General features: G+C 72.3%; 24 protein-coding genes. 17 read left to right on the top strand and 7 right to left on the bottom strand.

The window, feature by feature from the left end; translation table 11 throughout:
• Positions 1-16 precede the first annotated feature (16 nt).
• The 13 genes from BZY54_RS11065 to BZY54_RS11005 all read left to right on the top strand — a co-directional run bounded on the left by BZY54_RS11065 (position 17) and on the right by BZY54_RS11005 (position 9,993).
• Positions 17-1,624: an NAD(P)/FAD-dependent oxidoreductase gene (locus BZY54_RS11065; protein WP_086724990.1), complete on the top strand. Its 1,608-nt coding sequence runs from the start codon at positions 17-19 to the stop codon at positions 1,622-1,624.
• Complete coding sequence (locus BZY54_RS11060; protein WP_086724989.1) at positions 1,621-3,468, top strand: transketolase; 1,848 nt, start codon at positions 1,621-1,623, stop codon at positions 3,466-3,468. Before BZY54_RS11065 ends, BZY54_RS11060 begins: the two co-directional genes overlap by 4 nt.
• The gene (gene ligD / locus BZY54_RS11055; protein ID WP_244217093.1) at positions 3,465-4,424 is read left to right on the top strand and encodes a non-homologous end-joining DNA ligase; all 960 of its coding nucleotides are present in this window, start codon (positions 3,465-3,467) and stop codon (positions 4,422-4,424) included. Before BZY54_RS11060 ends, ligD begins: the two co-directional genes overlap by 4 nt.
• 110 nt (positions 4,425-4,534) lie before the next feature.
• A complete protein-coding gene (locus BZY54_RS11050; protein ID WP_086724988.1) occupies positions 4,535-4,909 on the top strand; it encodes a gas vesicle protein GvpO in 375 nt (124 codons plus the stop codon).
• Between the two features lie 102 nt (positions 4,910-5,011).
• On the top strand, positions 5,012-5,440 hold the full coding sequence (locus BZY54_RS11045) for a gas vesicle structural protein GvpA (RefSeq protein ID WP_086724987.1): 429 nt from the start codon (positions 5,012-5,014) through the stop codon (positions 5,438-5,440).
• Positions 5,437-6,207: a GvpL/GvpF family gas vesicle protein gene (locus BZY54_RS11040; protein ID WP_086724986.1), complete on the top strand. Its 771-nt coding sequence runs from the start codon at positions 5,437-5,439 to the stop codon at positions 6,205-6,207. Before BZY54_RS11045 ends, BZY54_RS11040 begins: the two co-directional genes overlap by 4 nt.
• Positions 6,208-6,210: 3 nt before the next feature.
• Positions 6,211-6,474 carry a gas vesicle protein GvpG gene (locus tag BZY54_RS11035; RefSeq protein WP_086724985.1) on the top strand — a complete coding sequence of 88 codons (264 nt, stop codon included), beginning with the start codon at positions 6,211-6,213 and terminating at the stop codon, positions 6,472-6,474.
• Positions 6,471-7,238 carry a PE-PGRS family protein gene (locus BZY54_RS11030; protein WP_086724984.1) on the top strand — a complete coding sequence of 256 codons (768 nt, stop codon included), beginning with the start codon at positions 6,471-6,473 and terminating at the stop codon, positions 7,236-7,238. Before BZY54_RS11035 ends, BZY54_RS11030 begins: the two co-directional genes overlap by 4 nt.
• The gene (locus tag BZY54_RS11025) at positions 7,235-8,392 is read left to right on the top strand and encodes an SRPBCC family protein (protein WP_086724983.1); all 1,158 of its coding nucleotides are present in this window, start codon (positions 7,235-7,237) and stop codon (positions 8,390-8,392) included. The genes BZY54_RS11030 and BZY54_RS11025 overlap by 4 nt, the downstream gene beginning before the upstream one ends.
• Positions 8,389-8,739, top strand: a complete 351-nt coding sequence (locus BZY54_RS11020; protein WP_086724982.1) for a gas vesicle protein — start codon at positions 8,389-8,391, stop codon at positions 8,737-8,739. Before BZY54_RS11025 ends, BZY54_RS11020 begins: the two co-directional genes overlap by 4 nt.
• A complete protein-coding gene (locus BZY54_RS11015; RefSeq protein WP_086724981.1) occupies positions 8,736-9,521 on the top strand; it encodes a GvpL/GvpF family gas vesicle protein in 786 nt (261 codons plus the stop codon). The genes BZY54_RS11020 and BZY54_RS11015 overlap by 4 nt, the downstream gene beginning before the upstream one ends.
• The gene (locus BZY54_RS11010; protein WP_086724980.1) at positions 9,518-9,715 is read left to right on the top strand and encodes a gas vesicle protein; all 198 of its coding nucleotides are present in this window, start codon (positions 9,518-9,520) and stop codon (positions 9,713-9,715) included. The genes BZY54_RS11015 and BZY54_RS11010 overlap by 4 nt, the downstream gene beginning before the upstream one ends.
• Complete coding sequence (locus BZY54_RS11005) at positions 9,712-9,993, top strand: gas vesicle protein K (protein ID WP_086724979.1); 282 nt, start codon at positions 9,712-9,714, stop codon at positions 9,991-9,993. The genes BZY54_RS11010 and BZY54_RS11005 overlap by 4 nt, the downstream gene beginning before the upstream one ends.
• 179 nt (positions 9,994-10,172) lie before the next feature.
• Here the strand turns inward: BZY54_RS11005 and BZY54_RS11000 are convergent, their stop codons facing one another.
• The 3 genes from BZY54_RS11000 to BZY54_RS10990 form a co-directional block, all read right to left on the bottom strand.
• Positions 10,173-10,343, bottom strand: coding sequence for a hydrophobic protein (locus BZY54_RS11000; protein WP_086724978.1), 171 nt, complete (start codon positions 10,341-10,343; stop codon positions 10,173-10,175).
• 59 nt (positions 10,344-10,402) lie between these two features.
• On the bottom strand, positions 10,403-11,230 hold the full coding sequence (locus BZY54_RS10995) for a class I SAM-dependent methyltransferase (protein WP_086724977.1): 828 nt from the start codon (positions 11,228-11,230) through the stop codon (positions 10,403-10,405).
• A 131-nt stretch (positions 11,231-11,361) separates the two neighbouring features.
• Positions 11,362-12,855 carry a bifunctional phosphatase PAP2/diacylglycerol kinase family protein gene (locus BZY54_RS10990; RefSeq protein WP_086724976.1) on the bottom strand — a complete coding sequence of 498 codons (1,494 nt, stop codon included), beginning with the start codon at positions 12,853-12,855 and terminating at the stop codon, positions 11,362-11,364.
• 83 nt (positions 12,856-12,938) lie between these two features.
• Between BZY54_RS10990 and BZY54_RS10985 the strand changes: the two genes are divergently transcribed.
• Complete coding sequence (locus tag BZY54_RS10985; RefSeq protein ID WP_086724975.1) at positions 12,939-13,685, top strand: histidine phosphatase family protein; 747 nt, start codon at positions 12,939-12,941, stop codon at positions 13,683-13,685.
• A gap of 67 nt (positions 13,686-13,752) precedes the next feature.
• Entirely contained in the window at positions 13,753-15,372 is a 1,620-nt protein-coding gene (locus tag BZY54_RS10980) for an ABC-F family ATP-binding cassette domain-containing protein (protein WP_086724974.1), read from the top strand.
• Positions 15,373-15,459: 87 nt separating this feature from the next.
• On the opposite strand, the gene BZY54_RS10975 is transcribed toward BZY54_RS10980, so the two are convergent.
• Positions 15,460-16,578: a baeRF2 domain-containing protein gene (locus BZY54_RS10975; RefSeq protein ID WP_086724973.1), complete on the bottom strand. Its 1,119-nt coding sequence runs from the start codon at positions 16,576-16,578 to the stop codon at positions 15,460-15,462.
• A 57-nt stretch (positions 16,579-16,635) separates the two neighbouring features.
• Between BZY54_RS10975 and BZY54_RS10970 the strand changes: the two genes are divergently transcribed.
• Positions 16,636-16,914, top strand: coding sequence for a DUF6158 family protein (locus tag BZY54_RS10970; protein ID WP_086724972.1), 279 nt, complete (start codon positions 16,636-16,638; stop codon positions 16,912-16,914).
• 97 nt (positions 16,915-17,011) lie between these two features.
• On the opposite strand, the gene BZY54_RS10965 is transcribed toward BZY54_RS10970, so the two are convergent.
• From BZY54_RS10965 to BZY54_RS10955, 3 genes are read right to left on the bottom strand one after another with little or no spacing between them, the layout of a single operon-like run.
• On the bottom strand, positions 17,012-17,554 hold the full coding sequence (locus tag BZY54_RS10965) for a type 1 glutamine amidotransferase domain-containing protein (RefSeq protein ID WP_086724971.1): 543 nt from the start codon (positions 17,552-17,554) through the stop codon (positions 17,012-17,014).
• A gap of 38 nt (positions 17,555-17,592) precedes the next feature.
• Positions 17,593-18,066, bottom strand: coding sequence for a CBS domain-containing protein (locus BZY54_RS10960; protein ID WP_244217092.1), 474 nt, complete (start codon positions 18,064-18,066; stop codon positions 17,593-17,595).
• A 35-nt stretch (positions 18,067-18,101) separates the two neighbouring features.
• The gene (locus BZY54_RS10955; protein ID WP_086724969.1) at positions 18,102-18,503 is read right to left on the bottom strand and encodes a DUF2795 domain-containing protein; all 402 of its coding nucleotides are present in this window, start codon (positions 18,501-18,503) and stop codon (positions 18,102-18,104) included.
• A 287-nt stretch (positions 18,504-18,790) separates the two neighbouring features.
• On the opposite strand from BZY54_RS10955, the gene BZY54_RS10950 reads away from it, so the two are divergent.
• On the top strand, positions 18,791-19,588 hold the full coding sequence (locus BZY54_RS10950) for an RNA polymerase sigma factor SigF (protein WP_208640618.1): 798 nt from the start codon (positions 18,791-18,793) through the stop codon (positions 19,586-19,588).
• Positions 19,589-19,662: the final 74 nt, after the last annotated feature.

Below are 19,662 nucleotides of genomic sequence, written 5' to 3'. Positions count from 1 at the left end.
GTGCCGGAGGCGAACCGTGAGTCGACCCCGCATCGTGATCGTCGGTGCCGGCTTCGCCGGATACCGTGCGGCCCAGACCCTGTCCCGGATGTCCCGGAACAAAGCCGACATCACCCTGCTGAACCCGACCGACTACTTTCTGTACGTGCCGCTGCTTCCGCAGGTGGCCGCGGGCATCCTGGAGCCGCGCCGGGTCGCCGTCTCGCTCTCCGGCGCCCTGCCCGGCGTGCGCCTGGTCCTCGGCGAGGCCGACGGCATCGACATGGACGCGCGCACCGTGCGCTACACCGACCCCGAGGGCGGCGTGGGGACGCTGGACTACGACCGGCTGGTGCTGGCGGTGGGCAGCGTCAACAAGCTGCTGCCGATCCCGGGTGTCGCCGAGCACGCGCACGGCTTCCGGGGGCTGCCCGAGGCGCTGTACCTGCGCGACCACGTGACCCGGCAGATCGAGCTCGCGGCCGCCGCCGAGGACCGCGACAGCTGCGCCGCCCGCTGCACCTTCGTCGTGGTCGGGGCGGGCTACACCGGCACCGAGGTCGCCGCGCACGGCAAGATGTACACCGACGCCCAGGTGCGCCGGCACCCGCTGCGGCAGGGGATGCGTCCGCGCTGGATGCTCCTGGACGTCGCGGACCGCGTGCTGCCGGAGCTGGACGAGCGGCTCTCGCGCACCGCGGACCGGGTGCTGCGGGAACGGGGCGTCGACGTCCGCATGGGCACCTCGGTCAAGGAGGCCACGCACGAGGGCGTGCTCCTGACCGACGGCGAGTTCGTACCGACCCGCACGCTGGTGTGGTGCGTGGGCGTACGGCCCGACCCGCTCGTGAAGAGCACCGGCCGGCCGCTCGAGCGCGGGCGGCTCGTCGTCGACCCCTATCTCCAGGTGCCGGGGCATCCCGAGGTGTTCGCGTGCGGCGACGCCGCGGCCGTACCCGACGCGAACAAGCCCGGCGCGTACACGCCGATGACCGCCCAGCACGCCTGGCGGCAGGGCAGGGTGGCCGCCATCAACGTCGCCGCCTCGCTCGGTGTCTGTGCGCCGCGCCCCTACCGCCATCGGGACCTGGGCTTCGTCGTGGACCTCGGCGGCGCCCACGCCGCCGCCAATCCGCTCGGCGTCCCGCTTTCCGGTGCGGTGGCCGGCGCCATCACCCGCGGCTACCACCTCGCGGCGATGCCGGCCAACCGGGTACGGGTGGCGGCGGACTGGCTGCTGAACGCCGTACTGCCGCGCCAAGCCGTCCAGTTGGGACTCGTACGGTCCTGGTCGGTGCCGCTGGACACCTCCTCCCCCGAGCTGGCCCGGGTGGGGGGCCGGACGGAGGAACCCCGGGCGGGAGCGCCGGTGGGAGCCACTGAGAGCACCGAGGACGAGAAGAACGAGAAGAACGAGAAGAACGTGCACGACGAGAACACGAAGAACGCGCGGCGACCGGGCGCCGAGGCCGCGAAGAAACAGCCGGGCGGGGAGCCCGCGAAGAACCAGCCCGGTGGTGAGCCCGCGAAGAACCAGCCCGGTGGTGAGCCCGCCAAGAACCAGCCCGGTCCCGGACACCACGAACACCACCCCGCCCCCGGCCCGGTCAAGCGTGACGACATCCCCGCGGAAGGAGACTCATGAACACCGCCGAACTCGTCGACCTCGGACAGCAGTTGCGTGTCGACAGCGTGCGGGCCTCGGCGGCGGCGGGCTCGGGGCATCCCACGTCCTCCATGTCCGCCGCCGATCTGATGGCCGTGCTCCTGGCCAACCACCTCCGCTACGACTTCGACCGGCCGGAGCACCCCGGCAACGACCGCTTCGTGCTGTCCAAGGGGCACGCCTCCCCGCTGCTGTACTCCGCCTTCAAGGCGGCCGGCCCCATCGACGACGCCGAACTGCTCACCTTCCGCGAGCTGGGCAGCCGCCTGGAGGGGCACCCCACGCCGCAGCGGCTGCCGTGGGTGGAGACGGCCACCGGGTCCCTGGGGCAGGGCCTGCCGATCGGGGTCGGCATCGCGCTCGCCGGCAAGCGGCTCGACCACGCCGACTACCGGGTGTGGGTGCTGTGCGGGGACAGCGAGATGGCCGAGGGATCGATCTGGGAGGCCGCCGAGGCCGCCGGGTACGAGCACCTCGACAACCTGACCGTGATCCTCGACGTCAACCGGCTCGGACAGCGCGGCCCCACCCGGCACGGCCACGACCTGGACGCCTACGCCCGTCGCTTCCGCGCCTTCGACTGGCACACCGTCGAGATCGACGGCCACGACGTGGACGCGATCGACCGCGCCTACGGCGAGGCGATCTCCACGAAGGGGCAGCCCACGGCGATCATCGCCCGCACCCTCAAGGGCAAGGGTGCCAAGGAGTCCGAGGACCGCGAGGGGCTGCACGGCAAGCCGCTGAAGAACCCCGACGAGGCGATCGAGGAACTCGGCGGTGTCCGCGACGTCCGGGTCCGTGTGCACGAGCCGCCGTCCGCCCGCTCGCTGCACGCCGTCGGGAACGGCAGCCTCGAACTGCCCCGCTGGGACAAGGGCGAGGAGGTCGCCACCCGCGACGCCTACGGTCAGGCGCTGGCCGCGCTCGGCACCGCGCGCGGCGACGTCGTGGCCCTCGACGGCGAGGTCGGCGACTCCACCCGCTCGGAGTTCTTCGCCAAGGAGCACCCCGACCGCTACTTCGAGTGCTACATCGCCGAACAGCAGATGATCGCGACGGCGGTCGGCGTCGCCCGGCGCGGTTGGCTGCCCTACGCCTCCACGTTCGCGGCCTTCCTCAGCCGCGCCTACGACTTCGTGCGGATGGCCTCCGTCAGTGGATCCGGCATCAACCTCAACGGCTCCCACGCGGGCGTCGCCATCGGGCAGGACGGGCCCAGTCAGATGGGCCTGGAGGACCTGGCGATGATGCGGGCCGTGCACGGCTCCACCGTGCTGTACCCGAGCGACGCCAACCAGGCCGCGAAGCTCGTCGCGGAGATGGCCGACCTGGTCGGCATCCGCTACCTGCGCACCTCGCGCGGGGCGAGCCCGGTGCTCTACGGGCCCGACGAGGAGTTCCCCGTCGGCGGCAGCAAGGTGCTGCGGTCCTCCGCCGGGGACCGGCTGACGATCGTCGCCGCGGGCGTCACCCTGCACGAGGCGCTGGCCGCCGCCGACAGCCTCGAGCGGGAGGGCATCCCGGTCCGGGTGATCGACCTGTACTCCGTCAAGCCCGTCGACCGCGCCACGCTGCGGCAGGCCGCCGAGGACACCGGCTGCCTGCTCACGGTCGAGGACCACCACGAGGAGGGCGGCATCGGCGACGCGGTCCTCGAGGCCTTCCTCGACGGACGCCCGGTGCCGCGCCTGGTCCGGCTCGCCGTCCGTGCGATGCCCGGTTCGGCCTCGCCCGCCGAGCAGCTGCACGCGGCCGGCATCGACGCCGAGTCGATCGCGGCCTCCGCCCGGCTGCTGGTGGAGGAGGCGGTGGTGCCGTGAGCGGCGATACGCGCACGGTGCGGGCCGGCCGGCGCACCGTGGAGGTGCACCGGCCGGACAAGGTCCTCTTCCCCGCCGGCGAAGGAGAGGAGGACGACGGAAGCGGAAGGGACGGGGGGCACGCGGAGGAGTACACGAAAGGCGACCTGGTCGACTACTACCGGTCCGTCGCGCGGTACCTGCTGCCGCACCTGCGCGGCCGTCCGCTGATGCTGGAGCGGCATCCGGACGGACTGGACGGGCCGGTGTTCATGCAGAAGAACACCCCGGAGCACTACCCGGACTGGATCACCCGGGCCGAGGTCGCCAAGGAAGGCGGCACGGTCACGCACGCCGTCTGCGACGACACCGCCGGCCTCGTGTACCTGGCGGACCAGGCCTGTCTGACGCTGCACCGCTGGCTGTCGCGCACCGGGCACACCGATCGGCCGGACCGGCTGGTCTTCGACCTCGACCCTTTCGACGACGACTTCGGGCGCGTCCGCGAGGCGGCCCGGCTGCTGGGCGAGCTGCTCGACGGGCTGAAGCTGCCCTCGGGGCTGATGACGACCGGCTCGCGCGGACTGCACGTGGTCGTGCCCCTCGACGCGGGCCACGGCTTCGACGAGGTACGGGAATTCGCCCGGGACGCCGCCGAACTGCTGGCCGCCGGACATCCCGACCGGCTCACCACGGCCGCCCGCAAGAAGGACCGCGGCGACCGCCTCTACCTCGACGTGCAGCGCAACGCCTACGCCCAGACCGCGGTCGCCCCCTACACCGTTCGCGCCAGGCCCGGCGCACCGGTCGCCGTGCCCATCTCCTGGGACCAGCTCGACGACCCCGACCTGGGTGCGCGGCGCTGGACGATCGCCGACGCCCTCGATCAGGCCCGGACCCGCCCCTGGGCCGGCCTGCCCGCCCGCGGCCGTGCCCTGGGACCGGCACGGCGGCGCCTCGACGCACTGCGCGGGTGATTCGGTCACACGCATCCCTGTGCGCAGGCCGGACACCCGGCAGCCAGGACGCCTGCCGTTGTGAAGGTTTGGCCAAGGAAGCTGCGGCCACACGGAGTGGAGAGGTGGCCATGGCGAATACAGACAACACAGCCAAATCGCAGCGTTCACAGAACGCACAAGAACCACAGGAGTCTCACACCGGCACCGACGACGACAACCGTGCGAACGACCAGGGCGCTGCCGCGCCCCGGCCCAAGCCCATGGAGGTGCTGCGCGAGGCGCGCGCCCAGTTCGCCGAGCTGACCGGTCTGACGGCGGAGTCCGTCACGACCTTCGAGCAGACGGAGGACGGCTGGGCGCTGGAGGTCGAAGTCCTCGAACTGGCCCGGGTGCCCGACACCATGAGCCTGATGGCGAGCTACCTGGTCGAACTCGACAGCGAGGGGCAGCTCACCGGCTACCAGCGCCGGAGCCGCTACGAACGCGGACGAGCCGACAAATAGAGGCTCGGCGGCCGCCGGGCCGCCCGCACGCAAAGGAACACGCACGCAAGACCACACAAGGACATTTGTCATCTCACTCACAGACAAGGAGGCACGGTCGGCATGACCGTTGTCCCGGCACAGACGTCCGGCGGTGGAGGCGGCACCAGCGGCCTCTACGACGTATTGGAACTCGTCCTCGACAGGGGCCTGGTGATCGACGCGTTCGTGAGGGTTTCCCTGGTCGGTATCGAGATCCTGAAGATCGACGTGCGCGTAGTCGTCGCCAGCGTGGACACGTATCTGCGCTTCGCCGAGGCGTGCAACCGGCTCGATCTGGAAGCGGGCCCCCACAAGGCCCCGGGCCTGCCCGACCTGGTCGGCGAGGTCACCGAGTCCGGTGCGCGCGGCAAGTCAAAGGGGGCGCTGTCCGGCGCCGCCGAGACGATCTCCGACGCCTTCAAGCAGGCGCGGACGGAGCACTCGGGCGAGACCGAGTCCCGGCCGCGGCCTCGTAAGGCGACCACGCGCAGGAGGGAGGAGCAGGAGTGAGCACCTACGTCTACGGGATCACAGCCGCCTCGCACCCCGCGCCGCCGGAGGGTATGGCCGGCGTCGGCGACCCGCCGCTGCCGGTCCGCGTGCTGAAGGCGGGCGAACTGGCGGCCGTGGTCAGCGACGCGCCCGAAGAGCTGCGTCCCAAGCGCAGGGACCTGCTGGCCCACCAGAACGTGCTCAGCGAGATCGGCGCGGCCGGTTGTGTGCTGCCGATGCGGTTCGGCAGCGTCGCCCCGGACGACGACACGGTCACGAGCGTTCTCGGTGAACGCGCGGAGCACTACCTGGAACGTCTGCGGGCGCTGGACGGCAAGGTCGAGTACAACGTCAAGGGCAGCCATGTCGAGGAGGCCGTGCTGCACCGGGTGATGGCGGAGAACCCCGACATCCGGGCCCAGGCGGAAGCCAACCGGCAGGCCGGCGGCGGAAGTTACGACGACAAGCTCCGGCTCGGCGAGATGGTCGCGAACGCGGTCAAGGCCCGCGAGGCCGAGGACGGCGCCCAGGTGATCCGCGCGCTGCAGCCCGGGGCGGCCGCGATCAGCGAGGGCCCCCAGTCGACCGGCTGGCTGGTCAATGCCTCGTTCCTGGTGGACCGGGACGCGTCGGCGCAGTTCGTGGACGCCGTCGAGAAGGCCCGCCAGGAGATGCCCCACCTGGAACTTCGCGTCAACGGACCGTTGCCTCCCTACAGCTTCGTCGAGCCCGGCCCGTCCGAGCCGGCGGGCACCACGGCCGGGGCCGACGCGGGAACGGGATGAGTCATGGGACTGCTCTCGGAAGTGGTGCTGCTGCCGCTCGCTCCGGCGCGCGCCAGCGGCTGGGTGATCAAGCAGGTGCTGCGTGAGGCGGAGCGGGTCTACTACGACCCGGCCGCCGTCCGGGCCGAACTCGCACAGCTGGAAGAGCGGCTGGAGGCGGGAGAGATCACCGAGGAGGAGTTCGACCGCCAGGAGGACGAACTTCTGGACCGGCTGGAGATCGGCCTGCGCGGTGGCGCGGGGACGGGTGAGGGGACGGCACGATGAACCGGATGGGACTCGGCCTCGCGGTAGGGGCCGGATACCTGTTGGGACGGACGAGGAAACTGAAGATGGCCGTCGCCGTGGGCAGCCTGGTGGCGGGCAAGAAGATGAATCTCGGTCCGCGCGCGGTGGCGGACCTGGTCAACCAGCAGCTGAAGGAGAACCCACAGTTCAAGGAGATCGGGGACCAGCTGCGCCAGGACCTGAGGGGCGTCGGCAAGGCGGCCTCCGGGGCGATGGTCGAACGGCAGATGGGCGCGCTCGCCGACCGGCTGCACGGCCGCACCTCGCAGGTCCGCGACCAGCTGGCGGGCGTCGTGCCCGACATCGGCGGCGAGCAGGAGACCGGGGACGGCGGACGCGAGGGCCGCGACGAGGATGAGTACGACGACGACTACGACGACCGGGAGGGCCGTGAGGCCGACGGGGATTCCGATGCCGGCGACGATTCGGAGCAGGAGTCCACGGACGAGTCGGCGGAGACGTCCGGACGGCGCGAGAGGCGGGACCGGGAGGGGGCCGGCACGAAGGCACCCCCGAGGAAGGAAGGCGCGAAGAAGGCTCCTGCGCAGAAGACCGCGAAGAAGGCACAGGCCGGCGCGCCGGGCAGGGAAGCGGCGAAGAAGCCGGGCAAGAAGGCCCCCGCCAAGAAGGCGGCGGCGCAGAGGACTCAGGGCCGCAGGACGGCCGAGAAGACCACGGCCGCGGCCGGTGGCGCGAGTCGCGCTGTCCGGTCCCGGCTGCCGAAGGGTGGCGGTGAGCGATGACCGAGGCCCTACGATCCGCGAAGTCCGCCGCCGGCCGGGCGGCGGGCGCGGCGTCGAAGGAGAGCCCGCTGGCCGTGCTGGCCCACAGCGAGGCCGCCGACCGGCTCAAGGCGGAGGCGCAGGAGTACGCCGTCGCACAGGCCGAGCGACTGCTGGCCGGCTTCGGCCGCAAGCTCGGTGAGACCACCGGCAAGCTCAGCGACATCGCCGAGGGCAACAGCCCGGGGTTCGCCAAGCTGGCCCTCGATGCCGGCCGCAAGCTCGCCGAGGGCAAGGGTCCGGTGCGCTCCGCGCTGGAGATCGGCGGCTCGCGCGCCAAGGACAAGGTGAAGGACACGCTGTCGAATCTGGGTGGGGGCAAGGGCAAGCGCAAGGGCCGCGGAGGCAACAAGCCCACCGTCATCATGGAGTTCATCGACGTGGGCGTGCCGGTACGCACCGCCTACGACCAGTGGACCCAGTACCAGGACTTCAGCACCTTTGCCAAGGGCGTGAAGAGCGCCAGCAAGGCCGACGACACCCACTCGGACTGGCAGGCGAAGGTCTTCTGGTCCAACCGCAGCTGGAAGGCCACCACCACCGAGCAGATCCCCGACTACCGCATCCAGTGGACGTCGGAGGGCGCCAAGGGCACTACCAAGGGTGTCGTCTCCTTCCACCCGCTCGGGGACAACCTCACCCGCGTCCTCCTGGTCATGGAGTACTACCCGAGCGGCCTTTTCGAGAAGACCGGCAACATCTGGCGCGCCCAGGGCCGCCGCGCACGGCTCGACCTGAAGAACTTCGCCCGCTTCATCACCATGAAGGGAGAGGCGGAGGACAGCTGGCGCGGAGAGATCCGTGACAGCGAGGTCGTCCGCAGCCACGAGGACGCGGTCGCGGAGGAGGAGCGCGAGGCTTCCGAAGAGCCGGACGAGGAGGAGGCCTCCTACGAGGACGAGGAGGAAGAGGAGGAGCCCTACGAGGAGGACGGCGAGGGCGAGTACGAGGAAGAAGAGGAAGGCGAGGACGAGGACGGAGAGGAAGAGGGGGAAGAAGAAGGGGAGGAGGCGGAAGGCCGCGGCAGGTCCTCGGAGGACGAGTATCCCGAGGATGAGGCCGAAGGAGAGCACGACGACGAGTACGAGTACGCGCAGGGCGGGAGCCGCCGATGACGACGCCGAGCCGGCTGCCCGAACCGTACGGTCCGGGCAGCGGTGCCAACCTCGCCGACATCCTCGAGAGGGTGCTCGACAAGGGGATCGTCATCGCGGGCGACATCCGGATCAACCTGCTCGACATCGAACTGCTGACCGTCAAGCTCCGGCTGGTCGTCGCCTCCGTCGACAAGGCCAAGGAGATGGGCATCGACTGGTGGGAGAGCGACCCGGCGCTGTCCTCACGGGCCCGGCGTGACGAGCTCGCGAAGGAGAACGCCGAGTTGCGCGAGCGCCTGGCCCGGCTGGAGGAACTGGAGCAGGGCACCGGTCGCGCCCACACCCACCCGAAGGAGGCCCCATGACCGGACTGCGGTACGTGTACGCCGTCTGCCGCCCCCTCGGCGCGCCCCTCCAGGCGCAGCTGACCGGAGTGGCGGGGGCCCCGGCCAAGATGCTCACCCATCACGGCCTGGTCGCCGTCGTCAGCGAGGTACCGGAGCGGGACTTCTCGGAGGAGCCGCTGCGCACCCATCTGGAGGACCTGGACTGGCTCGCCGCCACCGCCCGCGCCCACCAGGGCGTGATCGACGCGCTCACCGTCGTCACCACCCCGCTGCCGCTGCGGATGGCCACCGTGTTCCGGGACGACAGCGGGGTGCGCAGCATGATCGAGTCCCGTGAGGAGCACATCCGCGCCACCCTGGAACGGCTCCAGGGGCGCGTGGAGTGGGGGGTGAAGGTCTATCTGGAGACCGAGCAGCCTCAGGAGGCGGAGGCTTCGCCCGCGGAGACCGGGCCGAAGGCCGCGTCCGGCCGGGACTATCTGCGCCGGCGGCGGCAGCAGACCATGGCCCGCGAGGACGTGTGGCAGAAGGCCGAGACGTTCGCGACCCGGCTGCACGAGAAACTCTCCGCGTTCGCCGAGGACTCCCGGCTGCACGCCCCGCAGAACGCCACCCTCTCCGGCGCCGCCGGACGGAACGTGCTCAATGCCGCCTATCTCGTGCCGCGCGGCCATTCCGAGGAGTTCGTGGAACTCGTGGACCGGACGAAGGACGACGCCCCGGGGCTGCGTGTGGAGCTCACCGGTCCCTGGGCCGCTTACTCCTTCGCGGGCGAGCTGCCGCAGCAGGAGGTGCCGTGACGGTCGTCGAACGCCGTGAGATCGCCCTGGTCGACCTGCTCGACCGGCTGCTGGCCGGCGGGGTCGTCATCACCGGGGACATCACCCTGCGCATCGCGGACGTCGACCTCGTGCGCATCGACCTGAACGCCTTGATCAGCTCGGTGAACGAACAGGTTCCGTCCCCCTTCGAGGTCTTGGAGGAATCGCCGTGACGCCCCGCAGGCATCTGGACCTCGAACCCGACACCGTGGAGCGGGACCTGGTCAAACTCGTCCTGACCGTCGTGGAACTGCTGCGCCAGCTCATGGAGCGCCAGGCGCTGCGCCGTTTCGACACAGGGGATCTGACCGAGGAGCAGGAGGAGCGGATCGGCCTCACGCTGATGCTCCTGGAGGACCGCATGGCCGAGTTGCGCGACCGCTACGGCCTGCGGCCCGAGGACCTGAATCTGGACCTCGGGCCGCTGGGACCGCTGCTTCCCCGGGAATGACGTCCCGGATCACTTCCTGCCCGGGGACGTCATTCCGGGGATCACTTTCCCCCGGGACGTCGTTCCCGGGATTGCTTTCTCCCCGGTTCGCCGTTCCCGGGATTTGTTTTGCCATTTGCCCCGGGACCGAGGTCCCGGGGCTCACTTTCCAGAAATCACCGGAATTGACGCACGGTCTGCTACCACCTGTACCAACGGCCCCTGCCTCCGCCTGCGGCCGTCCCGCGGACCAGGAAACCCAGCAGCCAGACGACGAGGACCGCCAACGCGATCCACCAGAGCACCTTCACCGCGAATCCGACCCCGAAGAGAATCAGCGCCAGAAGCAGTACGAGCAGGATGGGAACCATATCGACCTCCTGTCGTGCGGGTTTCCCGTAAACCCGTCATCATTCCCGTGAATCGGACATCAGGCGGCTTTGCGGCACAGGATTTCTCCATGCAGTACGGCGAACCAGCCGTCCTCCCGCTTCCCCCACTCGCGCCACGCCCGTGACACGTCCCGCAGTTGTTCCTCGGTCGCGTGGCCGCCCCCGGTGGCACGCTCGGCGTAGGCCGACGCCAGGGTGCGGTCGGCCCACAGGCCGCTCCACCACTTCCGCTCGGCCGGGGTCGCGTACGTCCAGGTGCTGGAGGTGGCCGTGACGGCGGTGTCCGTGAATCCCGCGGCCAGCGCCCAGGAGCGCAGCCGGCGTCCCGCGTCGGGCTCGCCGCCGTTGGCGCGGGCCACCCGCTCGTACAGGTCCAGCCAGTCCTCCAGACCGGGTGCTTCGGGATACCAGGTCATCGCCGCGTAGTCCGCGTCCCGGACGGCGACGAACCCGCCCGGCTTGGTCACCCGCCGCATCTCGCGCAGCGCCTGCACGGGGTCGCCCACGTGCTGCAGCACCTGGTGGGCGTGGACCACGCAGAACGTGTCGTCCGGGTAGTCCAGGGCGTGCACGTCCGCGACCGCGAAGTCGACGTTGTCCAGCCCCCGGCCGTCGGCCGCGGCGCGAGCCTGCTCCAGGATGCCGGGCGCCCGGTCGACGCCCGTGACGTGGCCGTCGGGAACCAGCTCCGCCAGGTCCGCGGTGATGGTGCCCGGTCCGCAGCCGATGTCCAGGATCTTCATGTGGGGCTTCAGCGAGCCGAGCAGGTAGGCCGCCGAGTTGGCGGCGGTGCGCCAGGTGTGCGAGCGCAGCACGGACTCGTGGTGCCCGTGCGTGTAGACGGCCGTCTCCTGCGGTTTCGGCATGGCGGTACCCCTTCTCGTCACCTGGCCCCGCGGGCCCGCGGCCCGGGGCGGTAGGGATCACGGTACGCGCGCATGTCGAATTATGAGATAGCCGTATCAGAATGTGGACCAAGAGCGCCGGCTGCCGGGGATCAGCTCCCCGGCAGCGGCCGGTACACCGTCAGCGCCTCGGGCAGCTTCTCCAGCCGCACCTCGCCCTCCACCTCCGTGACCTCCCCGTCGTAGGCGAGGAGGGTGCCGGGCGACAGGCCGGTCAGGCGCAGCCGGGCCACCTGGACCGCCGCGTGCGCGGGGGACCGGGTGAGCGGGCCCGCGAGGGCCGCCGACAGCAGCCGCAGAGCGGGCCTGCGGCCCCCGTGCACCACTCGCACGTCGAGCACTCCGTCCGCCAGGTCCAGGCGGCGGCCCGGCGCCAGCCCCATGCGGTGGTAGGTGCCGTTGCCGGCGAACAGCAGCCACAGCGGGCGGTGGCGCCCCTGGAACTCCGCCTCCAGCGGATGACGGTCCGCGCGCAGCACCCGCACCGCCGCCAGCACCCCGGCGGGCCAGCCGCCGATCCGGTCCGTCCAGCGCTCGCGCTCGCGCACCAGCTCCGGGTACACGCCCAGGCTGAACGTGTTGAGGAAGATGCCCCGCCTGCGTCCGGAGCTGAAGCGGCCCACGTCCACCCGCACGGCTTCGCCCCGCTCCAGGGCTCCGGCCAGGTCACGCGCGTCCTCCACACCCAGGTCGTACGCGAAGTGGTTGAGCGTGCCGCCGGGCAGCACCGCCAGCGGCAGGCCGTGGCGCAGCGCGGCCTGCGCGGCCGTGTTCACGGTGCCGTCGCCGCCGCACACCCCGAGCACCCGGGCGCGCCCCGCCGCCTTCTCCGTCTCGGCGGGGATGTCGTCCGGTTCGCACACGACGACCTCCGCCTTCGGCAGCGCGGCGCGCAGCGCCCGGGCCCGGTCGGCGGTGCCGGAGGCGTTGTTCGTGACGAGGACCAGGCCCTCGCCCTCGGGCAATGCCGGCACGGCGGCCCGCGGCCGGGCCGGGGGCGCGATCTGCGCACGCGTCGGCACCAGGCCCCGTACGGCGAACGCGGCCCCCGCGCCGAGCGCGGCGCCCGCCAGCACGTCGCTCGGGAAGTGGACGCCGGTGTAGACGCGGGAGACCGCCACCGAGAAGGCGACCGGGGCCACCGCCGCGCCCCAGCCCCGGGACTCCAGGGCGACGCCGGTCGCGAACGCGGCGGCCGAGGCCGAGTGACCCGAGGGGAAGGAGGTGGTGATCGGCTGCCGGTGGAGCCGGCGCACGATCGGCACCGGGTCCAGCTCGGGCCGGGGGCGGCGCACCGAGCGTTTGCCGAGCGTGTTGATGGTCAGCGAGGCCAGGCTGAGGGAGGCGAGGCCCCGGACCGCGGCCCGGCGGGCGCGCGGTGTCCGGCTCGCCGCTATCGCGGCGGCCGTGACGAACCACAGCACGCCGTGGTTCGCGCTCCGGCTCAGCCGGGGCAGCACGGGCTCGGCGCCGGGCCAGTGGCGCTCGGCCGCCACCCGGAACAGGCCGCAGTCCAGCGCGAGCAGCCGCTTCAGGGCGGCATGGGCACCGGTTCGCGGGACGGTGAGGTCGACGTCTGGGCTCATACAGGCACCGTTACCCTGAAGTGGCCGTTTCCTGTGCGCGAAGTGCGCGGGCCGGCACCGACCCCTCCGTTCCGGGAACCTGCATGCGCCTGCTCCTCGTACGCCACGGCGAGACTCCGTCCAATCTGGCCGCCCTGCTGGACACGGCCTTCCCGGGGCCGGGCCTGACCGAGCTCGGCCGGCGGCAGGCCGCCGCGCTGCCCGAGGCGCTCGCCGAGGAGGACATCGAGGCCGTCTACGCCTCCACCCTGGTCCGCACCCGCCTCACCGCCGAGCCGCTGGCCGCCGCCCGCGGACTCGACGTGATCGTCCGCGACGGCATCCGTGAGGTGTCCGCCGGCGCGCTGGAGGGGGAGCCCGGGGACTCCGAGCGCGGACAGGCCTACCTGCGGACGGTCCTGGCCTGGGCCGCCGGGGACCGGGAGCTGCGGATGCCCGGGCCGGGCGGCGAGACCGGGACCGGGACACTGGCGCGGTACGACGCCGTCGTCGCGGAGGCCGCCCGCAGCGGGGCCGGGACGGTCGCGATGGTCAGCCACGGCGCGGCCATCCGTCTGTGGACCGCGGTCCGCGCGCACAACCTCGACGCGGACTTCGCCGCCGTCCACCCGCTGCGGAACACCGGAGTGGTGGTCCTGGAGGGCTCGCCCGCCGACGGCTGGAAGGCACTGTCCTGGGCGGGGGCGGTCGTGACGCCCGCACGGGAGGGCGGCCCTGCGGGGCAGCCCCTGGACGCCGCACACCGCGGCCCCCACCGGGACACTCGACCGGGCACCTGGCAGGACGGCCGATCGGACGCCCGGGACCAGGCCCCGTACGAGACCGAATAGACCACGTCCCGTACGACGCCGAATAAGCGTTTGCGGGGTTGGGGGGACCCCACCAGAATGCCCGACCATGGGACATCTGGAAGCCGCGCACCTGGAGTACTACCTGCCCGACGGGAGGGCGCTGCTCGGCGACGTGTCCTTCCGGGTGGGCGAAGGAGCCGCGGTGGCCCTCGTCGGCCCCAACGGCGCGGGCAAGACCACCCTGCTCCGCCTGATCTCGGGTGAACTGAAGCCGCACGGCGGCACCGTCGCCGTCAGCGGCGGCCTCGGCGTGATGCGGCAGTTCGTGGGGTCGGTGCGGGACGAGACGACCGTGCGCGACCTGCTCGTCTCCGTCGCCCCGCCGCGGATCCGGCAGGCCGCGCGGGCCGTCGACGCGGCCGAGCACCTCATCATGACCGCCGACGACGAGGCCGCCCAGCTGGGCTACGCCCAGGCGCTCGCCGACTGGGCCGAGGCGCGCGGCTACGAGGCCGAGACGCTGTGGGACATGTGCACCACGGCCGCGCTCGGCGTGCCCTACGACAGGGCGCAGTGGCGGCAGGTGCGGACCCTGTCCGGCGGCGAGCAGAAGCGGCTGGTCCTGGAGGCGCTGCTGCGCGGCACCGACCAGGTGCTGCTGCTCGACGAGCCGGACAACTACCTCGACGTGCCCGGCAAGCGCTGGCTCGAGGAGCGCCTGAAGGAGACCCGCAAGACGGTCCTGTTCGTCTCCCACGACCGGGAACTCCTCGCCCGCGCCGCCGAGAAGATCGTGTCCGTCGAACCCGGCCCGGCCGGCGCCGACGCCTGGGTGCACGGCGGCGGCTTCGCGACCTACCACGAGGCCCGGCGGGAACGCTTCGCCCGTTTCGAGGAGTTGCGCAGACGCTGGGACGAGAAGCACGCCCAGCTGAAGAAGCTCGTGCGGGACCTCCAGCAGTACGCGGCCCGCAGCGACGTCATGGCCTCCCGCTACCAGGCCGCCCAGACCCGGCTGCGCAAGTTCGAGGAGGCCGGCCCGCCGCCCGAGCCGCCGCGCGAGCAGGACATCCGGATGCGGCTGAAGGGCGGCCGCACCGGCGTGCGGGCCGTCACCTGCCAGAACCTGGAACTGACCGGCCTGATGAAACCCTTCGACCTGGAGGTCTTCTACGGCGAACGGGTGGCCGTCCTGGGCTCCAACGGCTCCGGCAAGTCGCACTTCCTGCGGCTGCTGGCCGGCGACGACGTGGCGCACACCGGCGCGTGGAAGCTCGGGGCGCGCGTGGTGCCGGGCCACTTCGCCCAGACCCACGCGCACCCCGAGCTCCAGGGCCGTACCCTCCTGGACATCCTGTGGAAGGAGCACTCCCAGGACCGGGGCGCCGCCATGTCCCGGCTGCGCCGCTACGAGCTGACCGCTCAGGCCGAGCAGGTCTTCGATCGGCTCTCCGGCGGTCAGCAGGCCCGTTTCCAGATCCTGCTGCTGGAACTGGAGGGTGCCACGGCCCTGCTCCTGGACGAGCCCACCGACAACCTCGATCTGGAGTCCGCCGAGGCACTCCAGGAGGGTCTGGAGGCGTTCGAGGGCACGGTCCTCGCGGTCACCCACGACCGCTGGTTCGCCCGCTCCTTCGACCGCTACCTCGTCTTCGGCAGCGACGGCAGGGTCCGCGAGACCTCCGAGCCGGTGTGGGACGAACGGCGGGTGGAGCGGGCACGGTAGGACCTGTCGTCACACTCCCGTCTGCCTCGCCCTCCGGGCGGACGACGGGAGTTCGACGACAGGTCCCAGCGCCGGACCGCCCGCCGGTCACCTCCAGCGGAGGATGGCGCCCAGGCCGCCCGACGGCGCGTCGTCCCCCGCCGTGGCGGTCACCGGCTCCAGCGACAGGGCCACGGCGTCCGTGGTCACCGCGCAGCGGATCAGGGCGTCGTCCGCGCGGGCCGCCCAGGACTGCTGCTCGCCGAGGGTCCGCAGGTCCGTACGGCGCACCGCCACCTGGTCCGGTTGCTCACCGATCCACACCTCGCGGTGGGCGTCGGCCCCGTCCGGGCGGATCAGCAGCTCCTCCAGACGGTGCTCGCGGGCCGCCTCGACCAGCGCGGGCACGCCCTCCGCGGCTCCCGCCCGGCCCTCGTCGTCGGGGGCGCGGGCCGCCCGGAACCGGTCCAGCTCGTCCTCGAGGCGACGGTGCACGTGCTCGGTGCGGATCCGCTCCACGTCCTCGTCCAGGAGCCGGCTGCCGGCGCCGCGGGTGGCCTCCACCACGCGGTCGTGCAGCCGCTTGGGCAGCCGCCGGCGCACCTCGCGCCGCTCCCGCTCGTCACCGACGAGGATCAGCAGATCGGCCTGCGTCTCCTCCTGGCAGACGCTGAGCGCGTCCGCGATCTCGGCCGCGTTGTGCTCCCAGGTGTTCTCCACCTTCAGCTGGAAGTGCCGTTCGGACCAGTCCACGCTGCTCGTCCGGTGGATCGGCCACTGCTGCCCGACCACCGTGCCCGCCTCCTTGCTGCCCAGGGCACTGCGCAGCTCGAAGTCCGCGCCCCTGCGGTCGACGTACGCCACGATCGAGACCGGATCCTCGCCCGCGAGCTCCAGCAGCGGCCCCACACGCGGCAGCGGCGCCCACTCCGCCCAGCTGTCGCCCCGGGGCGGACGGGCCAGGGGAGGGTCGAGGACCACCCTGCCGGCGCGGGCGAACAAGGCCCGCCCGTGCGGGTCGGGGGAGTGGCGCATCTCGTCGATCGCGTGCTCCACGGCCCGGCAGGTGGCCTCGTCCGCGCCCTGCCGTCCCAGCTCACGGGCCATCGCCTGGGCCGTCAGGCGTATCTCGTGCGCCGTGCCCTCCGCCTGCCGGGAGGTGTCGACGTACACCGAGGCCCAGGGGCCCGGCTGTTCGTACAGTGGATGCAGGAAAGCGAGATCCATGGCTCCCTCCCGGATGCCCTTCGGTGGTAGTGCACGCCGGGCGGGTACCCGTACCGCATGAACGAACACGACGAGCGGGGCATCACCATGACCGGAGTCGACCCGGACAGGCTGGACGACCAGCAGCTCATGAAGGAGCTGGAGACCATCCACCGCACGCGCCACGACACGCTGCTGTACGGCTCGAACGACGCACTGCGGGCCCACAACGAGCGCATGGCGCAGCTCGAAGGCGAGTACCTGCGCCGCAATCCCCGCCGCCCGGTCGCCGCGGGCCGCACCCGCGAGGGGGCCCGGGAACGCGGATGCGGGGAGTCGGCGTCTCCCCGCATATGAGGCCCAGCCGTCACTGGCCGCACCCGGGCCCCGAACCCCAGTCGTGCCCGTCGGCGCGCTTCCTGCGGCGCGTCGACGGGCACTCCACGGCCTGGGATCAGCCGGCCTGCTGCGCGAACACGTCCAGGAACGCCTCGCAGAACGCCTTCAGATCGTCCGGCTTGCGGCTGGTGACCAGCTTGTTCGGGCCGTTCTCGCAGATCTTCACCTGCTCGTCGACCCAGGTGCCGCCCGCGTTGCGGATGTCCGTCCGCAGACTCGGCCACGAGGTCAGCACGCGTTCGCGCAGGACATCCGCCTCGATCAGCGTCCACGGCGCGTGGCAGATAGCGGCCACCGGACGGCCCTGCTCGAAGAAGTCCCGCACGAAGGAGACGGCCTTCTCGTCCATCCGCAGGAAGTCCGGGTTCGCCACACCGCCCGGCAGGACCAGCGCGTCGAAGGTGTCGGCGGAGGTGTCCCCGACCACCTCGTCGACGGGGAACGTGCCCGCCTTGTCCAGGTGATCGAACGCCTGGATCTCACCGGACTTGGTGGACACCAGCACGGTCTCGTGGCCGGCGTCCTGCGCCGCCTTCCGGGGCTCGGTGAGCTCGACCTGCTCCACGCCCTCGGGTGCGGCCAGAAATGCGATGCGCATGATGCCTCGACGTCCTTTCGTCGTCCTTCGTCCCTGTGTCACAACCCCGCCCCGGTGGCCGGACCGCCCGGAGCGGACGGATCGGACGGCCCTCCGTCCGGCTCGGCCCGGCTGATGTCGGCGAGCGCCGAACGCGGGTCCCGGGCCTCGGCGAGGTCGCCCAGGCTGACCATGCCGACCGGCAGGCCGTCCTCGACCACGGGCAGCCGCCGTACGGCGTGCTCGCGCATGAGCGCGACGGCGGCGGACACGTCGTCGTGGGGGCCCACGACGAGCGGATCGCCCGTGCACACGGTCCCCGCGCTCACCGCCTGCGGATCGAGGCCCTCCGCCACCGCCCGCACCGCGATGTCGCGGTCGGTGAGCATGCCGACGATCTCCTGCCCGTCGGCCACCACCACGTCGCCGATGTCCTGGGCACGCATCAGCCGGGCGGCCTCGACCAGCGAGGCGTCGGGGCGGACGGCGACCACGCCCGGTGTCATGACATCCCTGACGTACTCAGCGCTCACTGACGCCCCACCTGCCTTTCCGTCCCGCGCCGGGCCTACGCACGGTCCTCCCGGGCGGGCCGCTCGGTGTGGGTCAGTTCCTTCGCCAGTTCCTGCACGTTGGCGTAGTTCGCCTTGCGCGGCAGCCGCTCCAGTGCCTCGATCAGCGCGTCGGGCGCGTTCTTGCGGCGCAGTACGCGGACCAGGTCGCCGGGGCCCGCGGGAAAGGCGCTGCGGCCCAGGATCCTGGCCAGTTCCAGGCGCACGGTCTCCAGTGATGCCCGGGACCCGCCCGGGGCCACCGGTCCGCCCCAGACCTCCGGGTCGTCCTCGGCGGTCGGCTCCGGGTCGTGCCACTCCTCGCTCCGCGTGGGGTGGCCGGACCTGAGCAGGCCCTGCAGTTCGTGCTTCATCTCGTCGTCACGGTGGACACTCAGCCGGTCACTGCCTCGCTGCATGTCTCCCTCCACATCGTCCGGGGGTGGCCACCGCGTACCCGTGCACGCGGAGCCGACACGGCCTTTCCCGGCCGGAGGTCGCCCTGCCCCTCCTCAGCCCGGTGCGCCGCCGCCCCGCGTTTGACGCCGGTGGCCCAGGGCAGGCGCACACCCAGTGCTTCGGACCGGAGGCACGTCCGTGGAGGCGGCGCGCGAGGCCGCGTGCGTGCGGGGGCCGCTCCGGATCCGCGTCCGCGCTCCCACGGTGACCGTCCACCCAGAGCACCCTTAGGGAGCTGCGAGCCACCATGCTGCATACGCGCACGAACGCGAGGCATCACCCGCACGACGACGCCCCCGAGACGGCCGAGGCGTTCCGCCGGCTGGCCGAACTCCCCCCGGGGCCCGAGCGTGACGCCCTTCGCGACGAGATCGTCGAGGCCTGGCTCCCCATGGCCGAGCGGCTCGCCGGCCGTTTCCGCAGCCGCGGCGAGAGCATGGACGACCTGCGCCAGGTCGCGGCCCTCGGCCTGGTCAAGGCGGTCGACCGCTACGACCCCGGACGCGGCAACGCCTTCGAGAGCTACGCCGTGCCCACCATCACCGGCGAGATCAAGCGGCACTTCCGCGACCACATGTGGACGCTGCACGTGCCGCGCCGGGTGCAGGACCTGCGCAACCGCGTGCGGTTCGCCCAGCAGGAGCTGTCCCGGACGATCCCGGGCCGCGGGCCCACGGTCGCCGAGATCGCCGAGCACGCGCACCTGAGCGAGGACGAGGCCCGTGCCGGCCTGGAGGCGCTGGAGAGCTTCGCCACCCTCTCGCTCGACGCGGAGCTGCCCGGCAGCGAGGACGGCTACTCCCTCGGCGACTCCCTCGGCTCGCCCGACCCCGCGCTGGACACCGTCGTGGACCGCGAGGCCGTCAAGCCGGGCCTGGCGGCGCTGCCCGAGCGCGAGCGGGCCATCCTGTACATGCGGTTCTTCGGCGACATGACGCAGAGCCGGATCGCCGAGCACATGGGCATCTCCCAGATGCACGTCTCCCGGCTCATCAGCCGCTGCTGCGACCGGCTCCGCGACCAGGTGATGCGGGACGTGCGGTAAGCCGCGGCGGCGCGCCGCGGCGTCACCCGATAGGCCGTCGGCGTCCCGCGAATGGGGCTCGGCCGCGCGCGGCC

It is taken from the genome of Streptomyces carpinensis, from assembly GCF_002154505.1.
Classification (GTDB): domain Bacteria; phylum Actinomycetota; class Actinomycetes; order Streptomycetales; family Streptomycetaceae; genus Streptomyces; species Streptomyces carpinensis.
Note: the sequence above shows the minus strand (reverse complement) of the source record. Positions and strands in the feature narration are given on the sequence as shown.

Bases quoted from the DNA above. Each gene is read 5' to 3' on its own strand.
- BZY54_RS11060 (WP_086724989.1), top strand. From the start codon at position 1,621: ATGAACACCGCCGAACTCGTCGACCTCGGACAGCAGTTGCGTGTCGAC.
- BZY54_RS11050 (WP_086724988.1), top strand. From the start codon at position 4,535: ATGGCGAATACAGACAACACAGCCAAATCGCAGCGTTCACAGAACGCA.
- BZY54_RS11045 (WP_086724987.1), top strand. From the start codon at position 5,012: ATGACCGTTGTCCCGGCACAGACGTCCGGCGGTGGAGGCGGCACCAGC.
- BZY54_RS11035 (WP_086724985.1), top strand. From the start codon at position 6,211: ATGGGACTGCTCTCGGAAGTGGTGCTGCTGCCGCTCGCTCCGGCGCGC.
- BZY54_RS11030 (WP_086724984.1), top strand. From the start codon at position 6,471: ATGAACCGGATGGGACTCGGCCTCGCGGTAGGGGCCGGATACCTGTTG.
- BZY54_RS11025 (WP_086724983.1), top strand. From the start codon at position 7,235: ATGACCGAGGCCCTACGATCCGCGAAGTCCGCCGCCGGCCGGGCGGCG.
- BZY54_RS11020 (WP_086724982.1), top strand. From the start codon at position 8,389: ATGACGACGCCGAGCCGGCTGCCCGAACCGTACGGTCCGGGCAGCGGT.
- BZY54_RS11015 (WP_086724981.1), top strand. From the start codon at position 8,736: ATGACCGGACTGCGGTACGTGTACGCCGTCTGCCGCCCCCTCGGCGCG.
- BZY54_RS11000 (WP_086724978.1), bottom strand. From the start codon at position 10,343: ATGGTTCCCATCCTGCTCGTACTGCTTCTGGCGCTGATTCTCTTCGGG.
- BZY54_RS10995 (WP_086724977.1), bottom strand. From the start codon at position 11,230: ATGCCGAAACCGCAGGAGACGGCCGTCTACACGCACGGGCACCACGAG.
- BZY54_RS10990 (WP_086724976.1), bottom strand. From the start codon at position 12,855: ATGAGCCCAGACGTCGACCTCACCGTCCCGCGAACCGGTGCCCATGCC.
- BZY54_RS10985 (WP_086724975.1), top strand. From the start codon at position 12,939: ATGCGCCTGCTCCTCGTACGCCACGGCGAGACTCCGTCCAATCTGGCC.
- BZY54_RS10980 (WP_086724974.1), top strand. From the start codon at position 13,753: ATGGGACATCTGGAAGCCGCGCACCTGGAGTACTACCTGCCCGACGGG.
- BZY54_RS10975 (WP_086724973.1), bottom strand. From the start codon at position 16,578: ATGGATCTCGCTTTCCTGCATCCACTGTACGAACAGCCGGGCCCCTGG.
- BZY54_RS10970 (WP_086724972.1), top strand. From the start codon at position 16,636: ATGAACGAACACGACGAGCGGGGCATCACCATGACCGGAGTCGACCCG.
- BZY54_RS10965 (WP_086724971.1), bottom strand. From the start codon at position 17,554: ATGCGCATCGCATTTCTGGCCGCACCCGAGGGCGTGGAGCAGGTCGAG.
- BZY54_RS10955 (WP_086724969.1), bottom strand. From the start codon at position 18,503: ATGCAGCGAGGCAGTGACCGGCTGAGTGTCCACCGTGACGACGAGATG.
- BZY54_RS10950 (WP_208640618.1), top strand. From the start codon at position 18,791: ATGCTGCATACGCGCACGAACGCGAGGCATCACCCGCACGACGACGCC.